Source organism: Streptomyces sp. NPDC002773 (assembly GCF_040295605.1).
Lineage (GTDB): Bacteria > Actinomycetota > Actinomycetes > Streptomycetales > Streptomycetaceae > Streptomyces.
Window position 1 is genome coordinate 79,546 of record NZ_JBEOVO010000011.1, and the last position, 15,111, is coordinate 94,656.

At 73.5% G+C, this 15,111-nt stretch carries 9 protein-coding genes; 4 read left to right on the forward strand and 5 right to left on the reverse strand.

Annotated features, from left to right (window positions below; genetic code table 11):
• Nucleotides 1–109: 109 nt before the first annotated feature.
• The 4 genes from ABT034_RS16295 (at nucleotide 110) to ABT034_RS16310 (ending at nucleotide 8,737) form a co-directional block, all read left to right on the forward strand.
• Nucleotides 110–2,245, forward strand: a complete 2,136-nt coding sequence (locus ABT034_RS16295; protein ID WP_351215558.1) for a DUF4139 domain-containing protein — start codon at nucleotides 110–112, stop codon at nucleotides 2,243–2,245.
• 8 nt (nucleotides 2,246–2,253) lie between these two features.
• The gene (locus ABT034_RS16300; protein ID WP_351215560.1) at nucleotides 2,254–3,816 is read left to right on the forward strand and encodes a DUF4139 domain-containing protein; all 1,563 of its coding nucleotides are present in this window, start codon (nucleotides 2,254–2,256) and stop codon (nucleotides 3,814–3,816) included.
• Between the two features lie 235 nt (nucleotides 3,817–4,051).
• Nucleotides 4,052–6,241, forward strand: coding sequence for a catalase/peroxidase HPI (katG, locus tag ABT034_RS16305; protein WP_351215562.1), 2,190 nt, complete (start codon nucleotides 4,052–4,054; stop codon nucleotides 6,239–6,241).
• 207 nt (nucleotides 6,242–6,448) lie between these two features.
• Nucleotides 6,449–8,737 (forward strand): SpoIIE family protein phosphatase, encoded by a 2,289-nt coding sequence (locus ABT034_RS16310; RefSeq protein WP_351215564.1) that lies wholly within the window; start codon nucleotides 6,449–6,451, stop codon nucleotides 8,735–8,737.
• On the opposite strand, the gene ABT034_RS16315 is transcribed toward ABT034_RS16310, so the two are convergent.
• The 5 genes from ABT034_RS16315 to ABT034_RS16335 all read right to left on the reverse strand — a co-directional run bounded on the left by ABT034_RS16315 (nucleotide 8,738) and on the right by ABT034_RS16335 (nucleotide 15,085).
• Nucleotides 8,738–11,683: a hybrid sensor histidine kinase/response regulator gene (locus tag ABT034_RS16315; RefSeq protein ID WP_351215566.1), complete on the reverse strand. Its 2,946-nt coding sequence runs from the start codon at nucleotides 11,681–11,683 to the stop codon at nucleotides 8,738–8,740. It abuts the gene before it with no gap.
• A 69-nt stretch (nucleotides 11,684–11,752) separates the two neighbouring features.
• Nucleotides 11,753–12,178, reverse strand: coding sequence for an STAS domain-containing protein (locus ABT034_RS16320; RefSeq protein ID WP_351215568.1), 426 nt, complete (start codon nucleotides 12,176–12,178; stop codon nucleotides 11,753–11,755).
• 55 nt (nucleotides 12,179–12,233) lie between these two features.
• Nucleotides 12,234–12,725 carry an SRPBCC family protein gene (locus ABT034_RS16325; protein ID WP_351215570.1) on the reverse strand — a complete coding sequence of 164 codons (492 nt, stop codon included), beginning with the start codon at nucleotides 12,723–12,725 and terminating at the stop codon, nucleotides 12,234–12,236.
• Between the two features lie 89 nt (nucleotides 12,726–12,814).
• On the reverse strand, nucleotides 12,815–13,150 hold the full coding sequence (locus ABT034_RS16330) for a DUF3040 domain-containing protein (protein WP_351215572.1): 336 nt from the start codon (nucleotides 13,148–13,150) through the stop codon (nucleotides 12,815–12,817).
• 135 nt (nucleotides 13,151–13,285) lie between these two features.
• The gene (locus tag ABT034_RS16335; RefSeq protein WP_351215574.1) at nucleotides 13,286–15,085 is read right to left on the reverse strand and encodes a thiamine pyrophosphate-requiring protein; all 1,800 of its coding nucleotides are present in this window, start codon (nucleotides 15,083–15,085) and stop codon (nucleotides 13,286–13,288) included.
• Between the last annotated feature and the right edge of the window lie 26 nt (nucleotides 15,086–15,111).

The following is a 15,111-nucleotide window of genomic DNA, read 5'->3' on the forward strand; positions in this document are numbered from 1 at the left end:
CGTCGGCACGGACCCCCACCACTCAGCGTCCCACTCCGGGGGCGGCCCAACCACCGGACGGCTCGGGCGTAGGCTTCGCTCAGCATGGACACGACGGGGGGCGGGGCTCATGACGGCTGACACGGCACCGAGGTGGGGATCGACCCTCGATTCGGTCGTGGTGTACGCACAAGGCGCGCTCTGCCACCGCCTCGCCCGGGGCCTCGTGCCTCCGGACGGCCGGGTACGGGTGACGGGGCTGCCCCGGACGCTGGACCCGGGCTCCCTGCGCGCCCGCGTCCTGGGCGCGCCCGGGGTGCGGGTCACCGAGGCCCGGGTGGAGGTCGAGGCGCCCGGCGCCGACGACGGCGGGGCGCCCGACGCCTTGCGGCACGAGGTCGAACGGCTGCGCGACGCGTACGCGGCGGCGGAGGGACGCCGGGACCGGCAGCTGGGTCTGATCGCGGAGGTCAGGGGCCTGCACCCGGTGCCGCCGGGCCGCAAGCGCGACGATCCGCACCGCCGTACCCCGGTCGACGCGTGGCTGGAGCTCGCCGACTTCGTCGACGAGCGGCTGACCGCGCTGCACGCGCGTCTCGCCGAGCTCGAACGGGCGCTGCTCGACGCCGAGCACGAGCTCACCGTCGCCGCCGACAGGCTCGACCGCGCCTCCACGGACACACCTGCGGCGCACGTGAACACCACGGTCTCCGCGCTCCTGACCCTCGCGGGCACCCCGGACACCACTGACTCCGCTGACGCCGAGGTGCGACTGGACCTCGAGTACGGGGTGCCGGGCGCCGTCTGGGTCCCGGCCTACCGTCTCACCCACCGTCAGGGCGACGACACCGGCCGTCTGGTGCTGCGTGCCTCGGTCGCCCAGCGCACCGGCGAGGACTGGACCGGGGTGCGCATCGCCCTGGCCACCGCCGACCTCCGGCGCCGCACCGACCTGCCGCGGCTCCGTTCGGTCCGGATCGGACGGCGCCAGGCCGCCCCCGCGCCCTCCGGCTGGCGCGAACCCCCGGCGGGGCTCTCCGACCTCTTCGCCGGGTACGCGGCCGCCAAACCCCGCCCCACCCCGCGCGCCGCCGCCGGGCGGCGGGCCGGGGGCGCCCCCGGCTCCCCGGCCGGATCCGCGGCCGCCGGCGGGGCCGTACCGGAGGACGCCGTGTACGGCGAGGTGCCGCCCCCGCCGTCGGTGGGCTACGGCGGGCCTGTTCCGCCGCCCCCGCCGGAGCCCCAGGGCTTCGGGGCCGCGCCGCCGGTGCCGGGCGGCGCGTACGGCTTCGGCCCCGCGCAACCGGGCGCCGCGCCGCGTGCCGCCGCTCCGTCCTTCACCGGGGCGCCCGCCCCCGCCGCCATGGCCCCCTCCGCACCCGCGGCTCCGGGCCGGGCCGCGCCGCCACCGCCACCGCCGGTGGCCGGTCCGCCGCAGCCGAGCGGCGACGAACTCGACTACACCGCCCTGGTCCTCAGCGGCCCCGACGAGCCGGGCGGCCGCCGGGGGCGCCTGTTCCCCTCGTCGCCGTACGACGCGGTGGCGGCCGAGTACCGTCGCCGCGCCGAGGCGGTGGCCTCGCTGCGGCTGCCCGGGCACGCCGTGCGGCCACGCGAGTCGGCGGGCTCGTTCGACCACCGCTTCGACGCGGCCGCCCGCGCCGACGTGCCGTCGGACGGGACCTGGCACACCGTCACCGTCACCGAGATCCCGGTCGGTCTGCGCACCGAGTACCTCTGTGTGCCGTCCGTGGAGCAGACCGTGTACGCGACGCTCGTGCTCTCCAACGCCACCGACCAGGCGCTGCTGGCCGGCCCCGTGGAGGTCACCGTCGACGACGAGTTCCTCCTCACCACCGCGCTGCCCACGCTCGCCCCCGGGGGCGTCCGCAGGGTGGGGCTCGGTCCGGCCGAGGGAATCCGGGTCACCCGCCGTACGAACCTGCGCGAGTCGACCGCGGGGCTGCGCAACAACATCACCGTGCTCGACCACCACGTCCGCGTGGAACTGGCCAACCTGCTCGCGCGACCCGTCACGGTGGAGGTACGCGAGCGCGTCCCCGTCGCCTCCGAAGCGGACGTCCGCATCGAGGAGCGGGCCGGCTGGACGGCGCCCGCCGACGGCGCCGGGTCCGAGCAGCACGCCCCCGGTACCCGCGTCCGGCGCGTGGAGCTTCCCGCCGGTGGCACCACCGCCCTCGACGGCGGCTACGAGATCCGTATCCCGGCCGGCAAAGCCCTGGTCGGCGGCAACCGCAGGAGCTGAGACACCCCATGTCCACGGCCGCGAAGACGATCGCCGTCCCCGTCACCGCCGTCACCCTCCTGGAGGACCGCGCCCACATCGAGCGCGCCGTCGCACTCGACCTGGAGGCCGGCGTCCAGCGGCTGCGCCTCGGCCCGGTCAGCGCGCTGGCCGTCGACCGTACCCTCCACGCCGAGCTGACCTCCGGACACCCGGCCACCGTGCTCGACGTACGCGTCGTCCGCGACTGGACGCCACGGGGACCGCGCCGGCCGGCCGAGGCCGACTCCGTCCTGCGCCACCGCGCGCACGCCCTGGAGGAGGAGCAGCGCGACCTGGAACGGCGGCGCGAGCGGCTCCAGGCCCGGCTCGACCTCCTCGGCCGCCTCGCCACCGACGTCCTGCGGGAGATCGGTGAGGGCGCCGGCTCCGGGGAGACCGACAGTGCTCGCTGGGCCCGCGAGCTCGACCGGATCGACGCCGAGCGCGACACGTACGGCGAGCAGCTCCGTACCGCGGCCGCCCGGCTGGCCGCGCTCGCCGCCGAACTCCGCGAGGTCCGGCGGGCCATGGACGTCACGGAGGAGGAGCCCGCCGAACTGGTCGGCCACATCGAGCTGACCGTGGAGGCCGCGGTCGCCGGGCCGGCCGGGCTGCGCCTGAGTCATCTCAGCCCGTGCGCGCTCTGGCGGCCCGCCTACCGGGCCGTCCTCGACGGTGACTCCCTGACGCTGGAGACGGAGGCGGTCGTCTGGCAGCACACCGGCGAGGACTGGTCGGACGTGCGGATGACGCTGTCGACGGCCCGGTCGGCGCTGGCCACCGATCCACCGCGCCTCACGGAGGACCGGCTGACGCTCAAGGACCGTACGGCCGCGGAACGCCGGACGGTCGACGTCGAGCTCCGCGAGGAGGAGATCGGGGACCTCGGACCGGCCCCGGTTCTCGGTCTGCCGGGGGTCGACGACGGTGGCGAGGCGCGGGTGCTGCACTCCCCCGCGCCGGTCTCGATGCCCTCGGACGGGCGCGCCCACCGGGTGCCGCTCTCCGCCTTCACCACGGCCGCGCACAGCGAGTACGCCTGCTCGCCCGAGCTCTCCCCGCTGGTCACCCAAGTGGTGCGGTTCGACAACCTGTCCGGGCACGTGCTGCTCGCCGGCCCCGTGGACCTCGTCCGCGGCGGTGGCTTCAGCGGTCGCGGGACGCTGGACTTCACCACCCCCGGCGCCCCGGTCGAGCTGGCCTTCGGCAGCCGCGACGACCACCGGGTCGTCCGGGAGACCGAGGAGTCCCGCGACACCACCGGGATCACGCAGCGGACCGTGGTGACCCGCACCGTCCGGCTGAGTCTGTCGCGGTTCTCCCCGCCCGGGGAGCTCGGTGACCGGGTGGTCGTCCTCCGGGAGCGGATCCCGGTCTCCGAGGTCTCGGCCGTGGAGGTACGGCTGCGCGAGGATGCCTGCTCGCCCGCGCCCGACGCGGTCGACGCCGAGGGCATCGCCCGCTGGGACGTCCCTCTGCCGCCGGGGGGCCGCCGCACGGTCACCCTGGTCTACGAGCTGTCGGCGAGCGCCAAGGTCGCCGGGCTCTGAGGGGGAGCCCTGAGCGCCGGGCCCTGGGCGCGGGGTTCTCAGGGCGGGGTTCTGAGCGCGAGGTTCGGAATTCGGCAGCTTCTTGCGCGGTGGTGCCCTGCGTGTTCTCTCAGCGGGTAGGTGCGCGGTGCGCGACCATTTGGACGCCGAGCCGCAGTCGTGACCCCGAGCAGCGGACGAGGTCAGGAGCAGGCGGCCCGCAGACGGAAACACCGCGACAGGAAGAAGGACGGACGTGTCCGGCAGCGAAAGCGAGAACCCGGCAATCCCCTCCCCGGCTCCCACGCCGACCCGCCCCAGGACGAATCGGGACTGGTGGCCGAATCAGCTGGACCTCCAGGTGCTCCACCAGCATTCGCCCCAATCCGATCCGATGGACGAGGACTTCGACTACGCGAAGGAATTCGCGACTCTGGACGTCGACGCGCTGAAGCGGGACGTCTTCGAGGTGATGACGGCGTCGCAGGACTGGTGGCCCGCCGACTACGGCCACTACGGGCCGCTCTTCATCCGGATGAGCTGGCACGCCGCGGGGACGTACCGCATCGAGGACGGCAGGGGCGGTGGCGGCGACGGCGCCCAGCGTTTCGCTCCGCTGAACAGCTGGCCGGACAACGCGTCGCTCGACAAGGCGCGCCGGCTGCTCTGGCCGGTCAAGCAGAAGTACGGCCGGAAGATCTCCTGGGCCGATCTGCTGGTCTTCGCCGGCAACTGCGCGATGGAATCCATGGGGTTCAAGACGTTCGGTTTCGGTTTCGGCCGGAAGGACGTCTGGGAGCCCGAGGAGATCTTCTGGGGGCCGGAGGACACCTGGCTGGGAGATGAGCGGTACAGCGGCGACCGGGAACTCACCGGGCCTTTCGGCGCCGTGCAGATGGGGCTCATCTACGTCAATCCGGAGGGTCCCAACGGGAATCCGGATCCGATCGCCGCGGCCCGGGACATTCGCGAGACGTTCGCGCGCATGGCGATGAACGACGAGGAGACGGCCGCTCTCATCATCGGCGGCCACACGTTCGGCAAGTGCCACGGCGCGGTCGATCCGGAGTGCATCGGTCCGGAGCCGGAGGCCGCCCCCATCGAGCAGCAGGGCATCGGCTGGCGGAACACGTGCGGCCGCGGCGTCGGGGCCGACTCGCTCACCAGCGGACTCGAAGGGGCGTGGACCTCCGAGCCGACGAAGTGGGACAACGGCTACCTGGACAACCTCTTCCGGTACGACTGGGAACTGACGACGAGTCCGGCCGGCGCGAAGCAGTGGACGCCCACGGATCCCACGGCCCGGGACACGGTGCCCGACGCCCATGATCCGTCGAAGCGGCACGCGCCCATGATGCTGACGACGGACCTCGCGCTGAGGATGGATCCGGTCTACGGTCCGATCGCGAAGAGCTTCCACGAGAACCCGGAGAGGCTCGCGGAGGCGTTCGGCAAGGCCTGGTACAAGCTGCTGCACCGCGACATGGGGCCCGTGTCGCGGTACCTCGGCCCGTGGATCCCCGAGCCGCAGCTGTGGCAGGACCCGGTGCCCGCGGTCGATCACGCGCTCGTCACGGACGTGGACCTCGCCGACCTCAAGGGCCGGATCCTCGCCTCGGGGCCGACCCTCTCCCAGCTGGTCACCACGGCGTGGGCGTCGGCGGCGAGCTTCCGCGGCACCGACAAGCGCGGCGGGGCCAACGGGGCACGGATCCGGCTCGCGCCGCAGCGGGACTGGGAGGTGAACGACCTGCCCGAGGTGGCCGGGACCGTACAGGCGCTCGACCAGATCCGGCAGGAGTTCGAGGCCTCCCGGTCCGACGGCGTGAAGGTGTCGCTCGCCGACCTGATCGTCCTGGGCGGCTGCGCCGCCGTCGAACAGGCCGCGCGGAACGCCGGGTACGACATCACGGTCCCCTTCGCACCGGGGCGTACGGACGCCTCGCAGGAGCAGACCGACGTGGAGTCGTTCGCCGTGCTCGAACCGAGGGCGGACGGGTTCCGCAACTACCTCCCGGCAGGGGAGAAGCTGTCGCCGGAGACCCTGCTGCTCGACCGGGCCAACATGTTGACGCTGACGGCACCCGAGATGACGGTCCTGATCGGTGGCATGCGGGCCCTGGACGCCGGCTTCCGGGGCGCGCGGCACGGTGTGTTCACCGACCGGCCGGGGGCGTTGACCACCGACTTCTTCGTGAACCTGCTGGACATGGGCACGGAGTGGAAGGCGTCGACCGCGACCGAGAACGTGTTCGAGGGCCGGGACCGTACGACGGGTGAGGTCCGGTGGACCGCGACCGCCGTCGACCTCGTCTTCGGCTCCCACTCCCAGCTCCGCGCCCTGGCGGAGGTCTACGCCTCCCAGGACGCGGGGGAGAAGTTCGTGCGGGACTTCGTGGCGGCGTGGGACAAGGTCATGAACCTCGATCGGTTCGACCTGGCCTGATCCCGGGCTCCGGTCGGCCCGGCGGTACCGGCGCGGGTCGCGCCGACGCCGCCGGGCCGCGGGGCCGGTCGCGGCAGGCGGGGGCCTCGTCGCGCCGGGCCGCGCGGAGGGCCTCGCGGGTAGAATTCGTACGCGTACGCGTATCTGCTCCCTCTTCGTGCGCGCAGCCGCTCCACCTCACTGCGCGCGGGCGGATCGGAGGTCGCCTTGACGGGTTCCGGGGGTTCCTCAGGGGCGTCCGCCGCCGAACCGGTCCCGGGCTTCGCCGGGCTCGCCGCGGAGAACCGGCGGCTGCGGGAGCGGGCGGCGCGCCGTCATCTGATCGATCTCGCCACCGGGATGCTCGCCGCCCAGCTGGGACAGTCCACGGCCGGAGCGGCCGACCATCTGGAGGATCTCGCCCGGGCGACGGGTGTGTCCCCGGAGGACCTCGCCGCCGACATCGTGAACGCCGTCGCCGCGCCGGGCGACCCGCACGTCGATCCCGGGCCGGCTCCGCCCCTCCCCGCCCGGCGGCTGCGGCGTACGGCCACCGCCGCCGAGACGGCGGACAGCGTCGGCGAGGCGGCCCGTACGCTCCTGGAGGGCGGTCTCGCCCTGCTGGGCGCGGACAGTCTGTGGCTGTGGCGGTGCGCCGACGCCGGGCACCTGCGGCTCGCCGGGTGCGCCGGGGTCTCCGCGACGGAGGCGGCGGCGTGGCGCGGGATCCCCCCTGCCGCCCCCGCGCCCCTGCGGACCGCCCTCGTCGAGAACACGCCCCTGTGGCTGGGTGGCGGCCCGGCGGACGCCGCCGCACTTCCGGGGGCCTCGGCGGTCGCGGCCCGCGCGCTCGTGCCGCTGCGGAGGCGTGGCGCCACGATCGGCCTGGCGCTCGTCGGCTGGCCGGAGCCCAGGACGTTCGACACCCGGACCCGGCGGGCCGTCACCCAGCTGCTGACGGTGGCGAGTACCGTCCTCGACCGCCCCGACTCCCCCGAGCCCGGAGCCCCGGTGCTCGTGGACGTCCTCGACGCGCTGACCCACCCCGCGGCGCTGCTGCGCACGCACGGCCCGTCCGGGACGCCGACGGTGGAACACGCCAACGAGGAGGCGGTGGCCACGTTCGGCGGTCCGCTCCCCGCCGACGACAGGTCCCTGACCCGCCTCTTCCCGCTGGCGCACCGGGAGCTCGCCCGTTTGGTACGGCGGGTCCGCCGCACCCGGCGGGCCCAGCACGCGGCCCGGCTCCCGGTGACGGCCGGGGCGGGAACGGGCGCCGGGGCGGGAGGGGTTCCGGCTCCGCTCCTGGACGTGCGGGTCCTGCCGGCCGGCGAGGAGCTGGCCGTCGTCCTGTGGCACGCCTCCGGCGACCACCGGCTCGCGGTGGGCCGGGCGGTCGCGAGGCTCCAGACGGTCGCGACCTTCCAGGACAGCCTGGACGGCGGCGAGACGGTGTGGTCCGAGCAGGCGTACGGAATCTTCGGCATGTCCCGGCACGAGGCTCCGGTACCGCTCCTGGCCCTCCGCGGGCGGATCCACAGGGACGACGGCGAGGCGCTGACCGGCCTGCTGACGACCCTGACGGAACGCGGGGCGGGCGCGCAGACGGTGCTCAGGGTCCTGCTCCCCGACGGCTCGGTGCGTCATGTCCGGGTGGCGGCGGAGCCGCTCCTCGACGGCGAGACGGTCACCGGCTGCGTCGGCGTCTACCAGGACGTGTCGGCGAGCAGACGGACCGAACTCGCCCTGACGGCGACGTTCGACCACCTCAACGCCGTCCGTGACCAGGCGGACGTCCGGCATCAGCTCGCCCTCCAGCTCCAGCGGGCGATCGTCCCCGAGGTGCCCGCCCTCCAGGAGCTGCCGGGCGGCCTCGTGGCGGCCTCCCGGTACCGGCCGGCGGCCGAGGAGTACCAGGTGGGCGGCGACTGGTACGACGTGCTTCCGCTGCCGAGCGGCAAGGTCCTGGTGGCCGTCGGGGACATCGCGGGGCACGGGATCGACTCCGTCACCGGCATGGTCGCCCTGCGCAACGCGCAGCGGGCGCTCGCCTTCACCGGCCGCGGTCCCGGGCAGCTCCTCGGCTGGCTCAACGAGGTCACGCTGCGGACGGGCGGCGGGAGCACCGCGACGGCGGTGTGCGCGCTGTACGACCCCGAGGACGGCGAGCTCGTCTGGTCGAGCGCCGGGCATCTGCCCCTGCTGCTGCTCAGGGACGGTCGGGCGACGCTGCTCGATCCGCCCCAGGACATCCTGCTGGGGGCGACGGCCTCCTCCAGGTACCAGGAGCGCCGCACGGCGCTGCGGCCGGGCGACACCCTGCTGCTGTACACGGACGGCCTGGTGGAGCGGCGCCACGACGGCCTGGGCACCGGGCTCGGCCTGCTGGTCGCCGCGGCGGAGGAACTCGCCGCCGAGGAGGACCTGGAGCAGCTGGTGGACGGCCTGCTCGGCATGGTGACGGGGGACACCGACGACGACACCAGCGTGGTGGCGGTACGGCTCAGGGGGCGGTAGTCAGTGCGCCGGCCTGTTCGCCAGGCTGCGCCGGATCTTGACCAGGAGTTCCGTCTGGTCGACCGGTTTGGCGAGGTAGTCGTCGGCGCCCGCCTCCAGGGCGCTCGCCCGGTCGCCCGGCATGGCCTTCGCGGTGACGACGATGATCGGGAGGTCGGCGCGGCCGGGGAGCCGCCGGATCTCCTCGATGGCCCGGTAGCCGTCGGTCCCGGCCATCATGACGTCCATGAGGACCAGCCGGATCTCCTCGTGGGCGGCCACCAGGTCGATGCCGCGGCGCCCTCCGTCGGCCGTGAGGACCCGCAGTCCCTGTGCTTCGAGGACCTCGGTGAGCGCGTACACGTTGCGGGTGTCGTCGTCGACCACGAGCACCGTGCCGCCGGCCCGTTCGGGGCTGTCCGCGCCGGCTGAGGTGCTCGCGGGGCCGCCGTCGCGGTCCTGCGGGTCGTCGGCCGGTGCGGTGGTGGCCGGTTCGCGGGGCACCGCCCGCTCCGGGAGGTGGAAGGTGAAGGTGCTGCCCCGGCCCGGCATGCTCTCGACGGTGATGGTGCCGCCGAGGAGCCTGGCGACCTCGCGGCTGATGGAGAGGCCGAGGCCGGTCCCGCCGTACTGGCGGGCGGTGGTGCCGTCGCCCTGCTGGAAGGCGTCGAAGATGTGCCGGAGGCGGTCGGCGGGGATGCCGACGCCGGTGTCGGTGACGCGGAAGGCCAGGACGGGGCGGCCGTCGCGCAGGGCGGCCGGGGCGTCGTCGGGGGGCGTGTGGGCGACGGTCAGCTCGACCCGGCCCGTGTCGGTGAACTTCAGCGCGTTGGAGAGCAGGTTGCGCAGCACCTGGCGGAGCCGTCCCTCGTCGGTGGTGAGGTAGCCGGGTACGTCAGGTGCGACGGTCACGGAGAAGTCGAGCCCGCGTTCGTCGGCGACCGGGCCGAAGGTCGACTCCAGGTACTCCAGGAGCTGGGACATGGCGAACGGCTCGTGCCGGACCTCCATCTTGCCCGCCTCCACCTTGGAGAGGTCCAGGATGTCGTCGATGAGCTGGAGCAGATCGGATCCGGCGGAGTGGATGACCTCCGCGTAGTCGACCTGTTTCTGTGTCAGGTTGCCGTCGGGGTTCTGGGTGAGCAGCCGGGCCAGGATGAGGAGGCTGTTGAGCGGGGTCCGCAGTTCGTGGCTCATGTTGGCGAGGAACTCGGACTTGTACATGGAGGTGCGGGAGAGCTGCTGGGCCCTGGTCTCCAGCTCCTGCCGGGCCTGTTCGATGACCCGGTTCTTCGATTCGATGTCCTTGTTGCGTTCGGCGAGGAGGGCGGCCTTCTCCAGGAGTTCGGCGTTGGAGCGCTGGAGTTCCCGCTGCCGGGCCTGCAACTCCTCCGTGCGGGAGCGGAGTTCGTCGGCGAGGGTGCGTGACTGGCCGAGCAGCGCGTCGGTGCGCAGGTTGGCGACGAGGGAGCTGAGGACGGCGCCCGCGCTGTCCACGAACCGGTCGAGGAAGTCGCGGCGCAGTCCCGTGAAGGGGTGCAGGGAGGCGAGTTCGACGGCGCCGAGCACCTGGTCCTCGACGACGATGGGGAGCACGATCAGGGCGCGGGGTTCCGCGGAGCCCACGCCGGAGGAGATCGTGACGTAGCCCGGCGGCACCGGGTCGACGACGAGGGGGCGGCGGCCGTGTGCCGCCTGGCCGACGAGTCCCTCGCCGGGGCGGAACCGGCGCGGTTCGCCGTCCTCCGCCGCGTCGGGGAGTCCGTACGAGGCGGCCATGACGAGGCCGGGGCCGCGCTCGTCCTCCTCGGCGACGAAGAAGGCGCCGTACTGGGCGGAGACGAGCGGCGGCACCTCGGCCATGGTCAGCTCGGCCATCTCGGGGAGGCCGCGGGTGCCCTGGAGGAGCCCGGTGATCCGGGCGAGGTTGGTCTGCAGCCAGTCCTGTTCCTGGTTGGCCTGGGTGGTGGCGCGCAGGGACTCCACCATGGCGTTGATGTTGTCGCGGAGTTCGCCGACCTCGCCGGGGGCGTCGACGGTGATGGAGCGGGTGAGGTCGCCCTCGGCGACGGCGCTGGTGACCTCGGCGATGGCGCGGACCTGGCGGGTGAGGTTCCCGGCGAGCTCGTTGACGTTCTCGGTGAGGCGCATCCAGGTGCCGGAGACGCCTTCGACCTCGGCCTGGCCGCCGAGTTTGCCCTCCGTGCCCACCTCGCGGGCCACCCGGGTCACCTCGGCGGCGAACGAGGACAGTTGGTCGACCATGGTGTTGATGGTGGTCTTGAGTTCCAGGATCTCGCCGCGCGCGGAGACGTCGATCCGGGTGGTCAGGTCGCCCTGGGCGACGGCGGTGGTGACCTGGGCGATGTTGCGCACCTGGTTGGTGAGGTTGTCGGCCATGGAGTTGACGTTGTCGGTGAGGTCCTTCCAGGTGCCCGACACCCCTCCGACGGTGGCCTGGCCGCCGAGTTTGCCCTCCGTGCCGACCTCGCGGGCCACCCGGGTGACCTCCTCGGCGAAGGAGGAGAGCCGGTCGACCATCGTGTTGATGGTCTCCTTCAGTTCCAGGACCTCGCCGCGGGCGTCGACCCGGATCTTCTGTGTGAGGTCGCCGCGCGCGACGGCGGTGGCGACCTGGGCGATGGAGCGGACCTGTGACGTGAGGTTGTCGGCCATCGTGTTGACGCCGGTGGTGACCTCCTGCCACACCCCGCGCGCCCGCGCTTCCCGGACCCGGCTGCCGAGGAGGCCCTGCCCGCCGACCTCTCCCGCGACGCGGGTGACTTCCGAGGTGAGCAGGGAGAGCCGGTCGACCATGTCGTTGTACACGCCGGCGATCTCGCCGAGTACACCGTCGGAGCCCTCGGCCAGGCGTACGGAGAGTTCGCCGTCCCGTACGGCGGTCAGCCCGGCGAGCAGGCGTTGAAGCCCGTCGTCACCGATCTCGCCGTTCTCGCCGATCTCCACCACCCCACATTAGGGCGCGGCCGGAGCGGGGGCCTCCGGAGAACGTCCGCGGCGGGTCCGAGGCGGTTCTCAGGGCGGATCGGCCAGTGCCTCGTCCGTGTCGCCGTACACGCGGAAGACGGTCCGCGCCCCCGTGATCTCGAACATGCGGTCGACCGGGGCCCGGAGCCCCGCGAGGTCCAGGCGTCCGCCGTCGCCCTGCATCTTCAGCCGTGCCTTGAGGAGCAGGTTGAGTCCGGTCGAGTCGCAGAACCGCAGTCCTGAGCAGTCGACGACGACGCGGCCGGACCCGGTGTTCTCCTCCAGGGCGTCGCGCAGGGGCGCGGACGTCCCGTAGTCGAGCTCGCCCCGCAGGGCGAGTACGACGGTCCCCGAGGGGGTGTCGGGCCTGACGAGGACGGCGATGGGCTCCACCGGGTCGTCGTCGGCCGCGCTGTGGGGCGTGCCGACGCGTCCCAATCCGATGTCTGCCTCCGCACGGTTGTCACCCTGCATGAGATCGCGAGCCTCCTTCCCGTCGCTGGCCCCCTCGGCGCCGCGGGGTCTCCCCCTACGGCTGTGCGTCCCGCCCCTCGGTGGGTTCCGGTGCGTCGCCGGGCCGCAATCGGCCGCGCCAACCCCCGGTCGCCCTGTCGTGCTCCTCGATGAACTCCTTGAAGCGGAGCAGGTCGCTGCCCACGCGGCTGTCGACCATGCCCACGGCCGCCGCCGCCTTCTCGGCGACGCCCTCCGGTTCGAGTTCCATCGCCAGCGTCACTTCCGTGTGGGAGTCGTCGAGGCGCTGGAAGGTCACGACGCCCTGCTGCTTCACGTCCCCGCCGACGGTCCGCCAGGCGATCCGCTCGTCGGGCAGCTGGTCGACGATCTCGGTGTCGAACTCGCGGGTCACCCCGGCGACCCGCGTCCGCCAGTGGCAGTGCCGGTCGTCGAGCTGCCGGACCTCCTCCACGCCGTCCATGAACCGGGGGAACTCCTCGAACTGCGTCCACTGGTCGTAGACCTCGCGCACGGGGGCGTCCACCCTGATCGTGTCGTGCACCATCGCGGTCATCTCCCTCGGTCGGTGGAGTACCGGGACGGCTGCGCGGCTACCCGGTGGCGGCTCCCGTAACCCCCGGGGCGGGGCGCGCCTCACTTCTCCGGTGCCCTGGTCGTCCCGGCCATGCGGCTCGTCCAACGGACCACCAGACGCAGCAGGGTGACCAGGGTCAGGACCCAGACGGCGGCGAAGGCCCAGATCAGGATCGGGGCCTCGGTGGCGACGGCCAGGACGAGCAGGGCCAGGGTCGCGGCGCCGAGGGCGCAGAGGCCGAGCACCGTCGGGCGCCTGCGCCCGCCGTCGGCCCGGCGAAGGGGTTCGCGCCGCATCGTGCGCAGGCCCCGGGCGAGCGGCTGATCCTCCTCAAGCCGCTGCTCGATCTCCGCCAGGATGCGTCGCTCACGTTCCGAGAGCCGGGCCTCGTCCATCACGGACACCTCCCGCCGTGCTCCGACCGGCGTCCTCTTCTGCCGCTGCCCAGACGGACCCGGCTCAACCACGCCTGGGCCCGGTCGGGCGACCGGCGGGCTCCACGCGCCGGGGGATTCCCGGCGGCGCGTCCGTCACCGCCTGCCGGGGTCGCGCTGCAGCAGCTCCTGCGCCTTCGCCTTGAGTCCCTGCACGACGACGTGACCGCCCTCGCTGCCGCCGTGCGCCAGGGAGGCGAGTGTGGCCTCCATCTGCTCCCAGGTGGCGTGCGGCGGGATGGGGGGCACGGCGGGGTCGGTACGGAAGTCGAGGACCGCGGGCCCGTCCGCCGCCAGGGCCTCGCGCCAGGCGTCCTCGACGCGGTCCGGGTCGGTGACGCGGATGCCGGTCATCCCGAGGGAGCGGGCGAAGTCCGCGTACGGCACGTCGGGGAGGGACTGCGAGGCCTCGAAGGGTGGCGTTCCGCCCAGGGCCCGCAGCTCCCAGCTGACCTGGTTCAGGTCGCCGTTGTTCCACACGGCCACCACGAGCCGCGGATCGGTCCACTCACCGGCGTACTTGGCGACGGTGATCAGCTCCGCCATGCCGTTCATCTGCATGGCCCCGTCTCCCACCAGGGCGATCGCGGGCCGGTCGGGGTGGGCGAACTTGGCGCCGATCGCGTACGGGACTGCGCAGCCCATGGAGGCGAGGGTGCCGGAGAGCGAGCCGCGCATGGTGCCGCGCATCGTGAGGTGGCGGGCGTACCAGGTGGCCATGGAACCGGAGTCCGAGGTGATCATCGCGTCGTCGGGCAGCAGCGGGTCGAGGGCCGCCGCCACCCACTCGGGGTTGACCGGGTCCGCGGAGAGCGCGGCCCTGCGCTCCATGACCGTCTTCCACTTGCGCACTCCGCCGGTCACGGACTCCCGCCAGCCGCGGTCCGCCTTGCGGGTGAGCAGCGGAAGGAGTCGGCGCAGGGTGGTCGCCGCGTCGCCGACCAGGTTGACCTCGTACGGGTACCTCAGGCCCACCATGTGCGGGTCGATGTCGATCTGGACGGCCCGGGCCTGCCCGTACGGGGGCAGGAACTCGGAGTACGGGAAGTTGGAGCCGACGGTCAGGAGGGTGTCGCAGTCCCGCATCAGCTCGTACGAGGGGCGGGTGCCGAGGAGGCCGATGGAGCCCGTCACGTACGGCAGTTCGTCGCTCAGCGCGTCCTTGCCGAGCAGCGCCTTCGCGACGCCCGCGCCGAGGGCCTCGGCCGTCTCCTGGACCTCGCGGGCGGCGCCCGCCGCTCCCTGCCCGATGAGCAGGGCGACCCGTTCGCCCTCGTTGAGGACGGCGGCGGCACGGGCGAGGGAGTCGTCGTCGGGCACCGGGGCCCAGCCGCTCACGTCGAGGCTGGAGGGGACCATCTTGTGGGCGTGTTCCGGTGGGGAGTACGGCAGTTCCTGGACGTCCGCCGGGATGATCAGGGCGGTGGGGGCGCGGCGCGCGTAGGCGGTGCGCATGGCCCGGTCGAGCACGTTCGGGAGCTGCTCGGGGACGGTGACGGTCTCCAGGTAGGCGCTCGCCACGTCCTTGAACAGGGTGTGCAGGTCGACCTCCTGCTGGTAGGAGCCGCCCATGGCGCTGCGGGCCGTCTGGCCGACGATGGCCACGACGGGGACGTGGTCGAGCTTGGCGTCGTACAGGCCGTTGAGGAGATGGACGGCGCCGGGGCCCGAGGTCGCCACGCAGACGCCGACGTGTCCGGAGAACTTGGCGTATCCGACGGCCTCGAAGGCGGCCGTCTCCTCGTGCCGCGCCTGGATGAACCGGGGGTCGTCCCCGGCTCGTGACCAGGCGGCGAGGAGGCCGTTGATGCCGTCGCCCGGGTAGCCGAAGACATGGTTGACGCCCCAGGCGCGGAGCCGGTCGAGCAGGTGGTCGCCGACCGTCACCTTGGACATGATGGGTCGCCTCCGTTCGTTCGGCG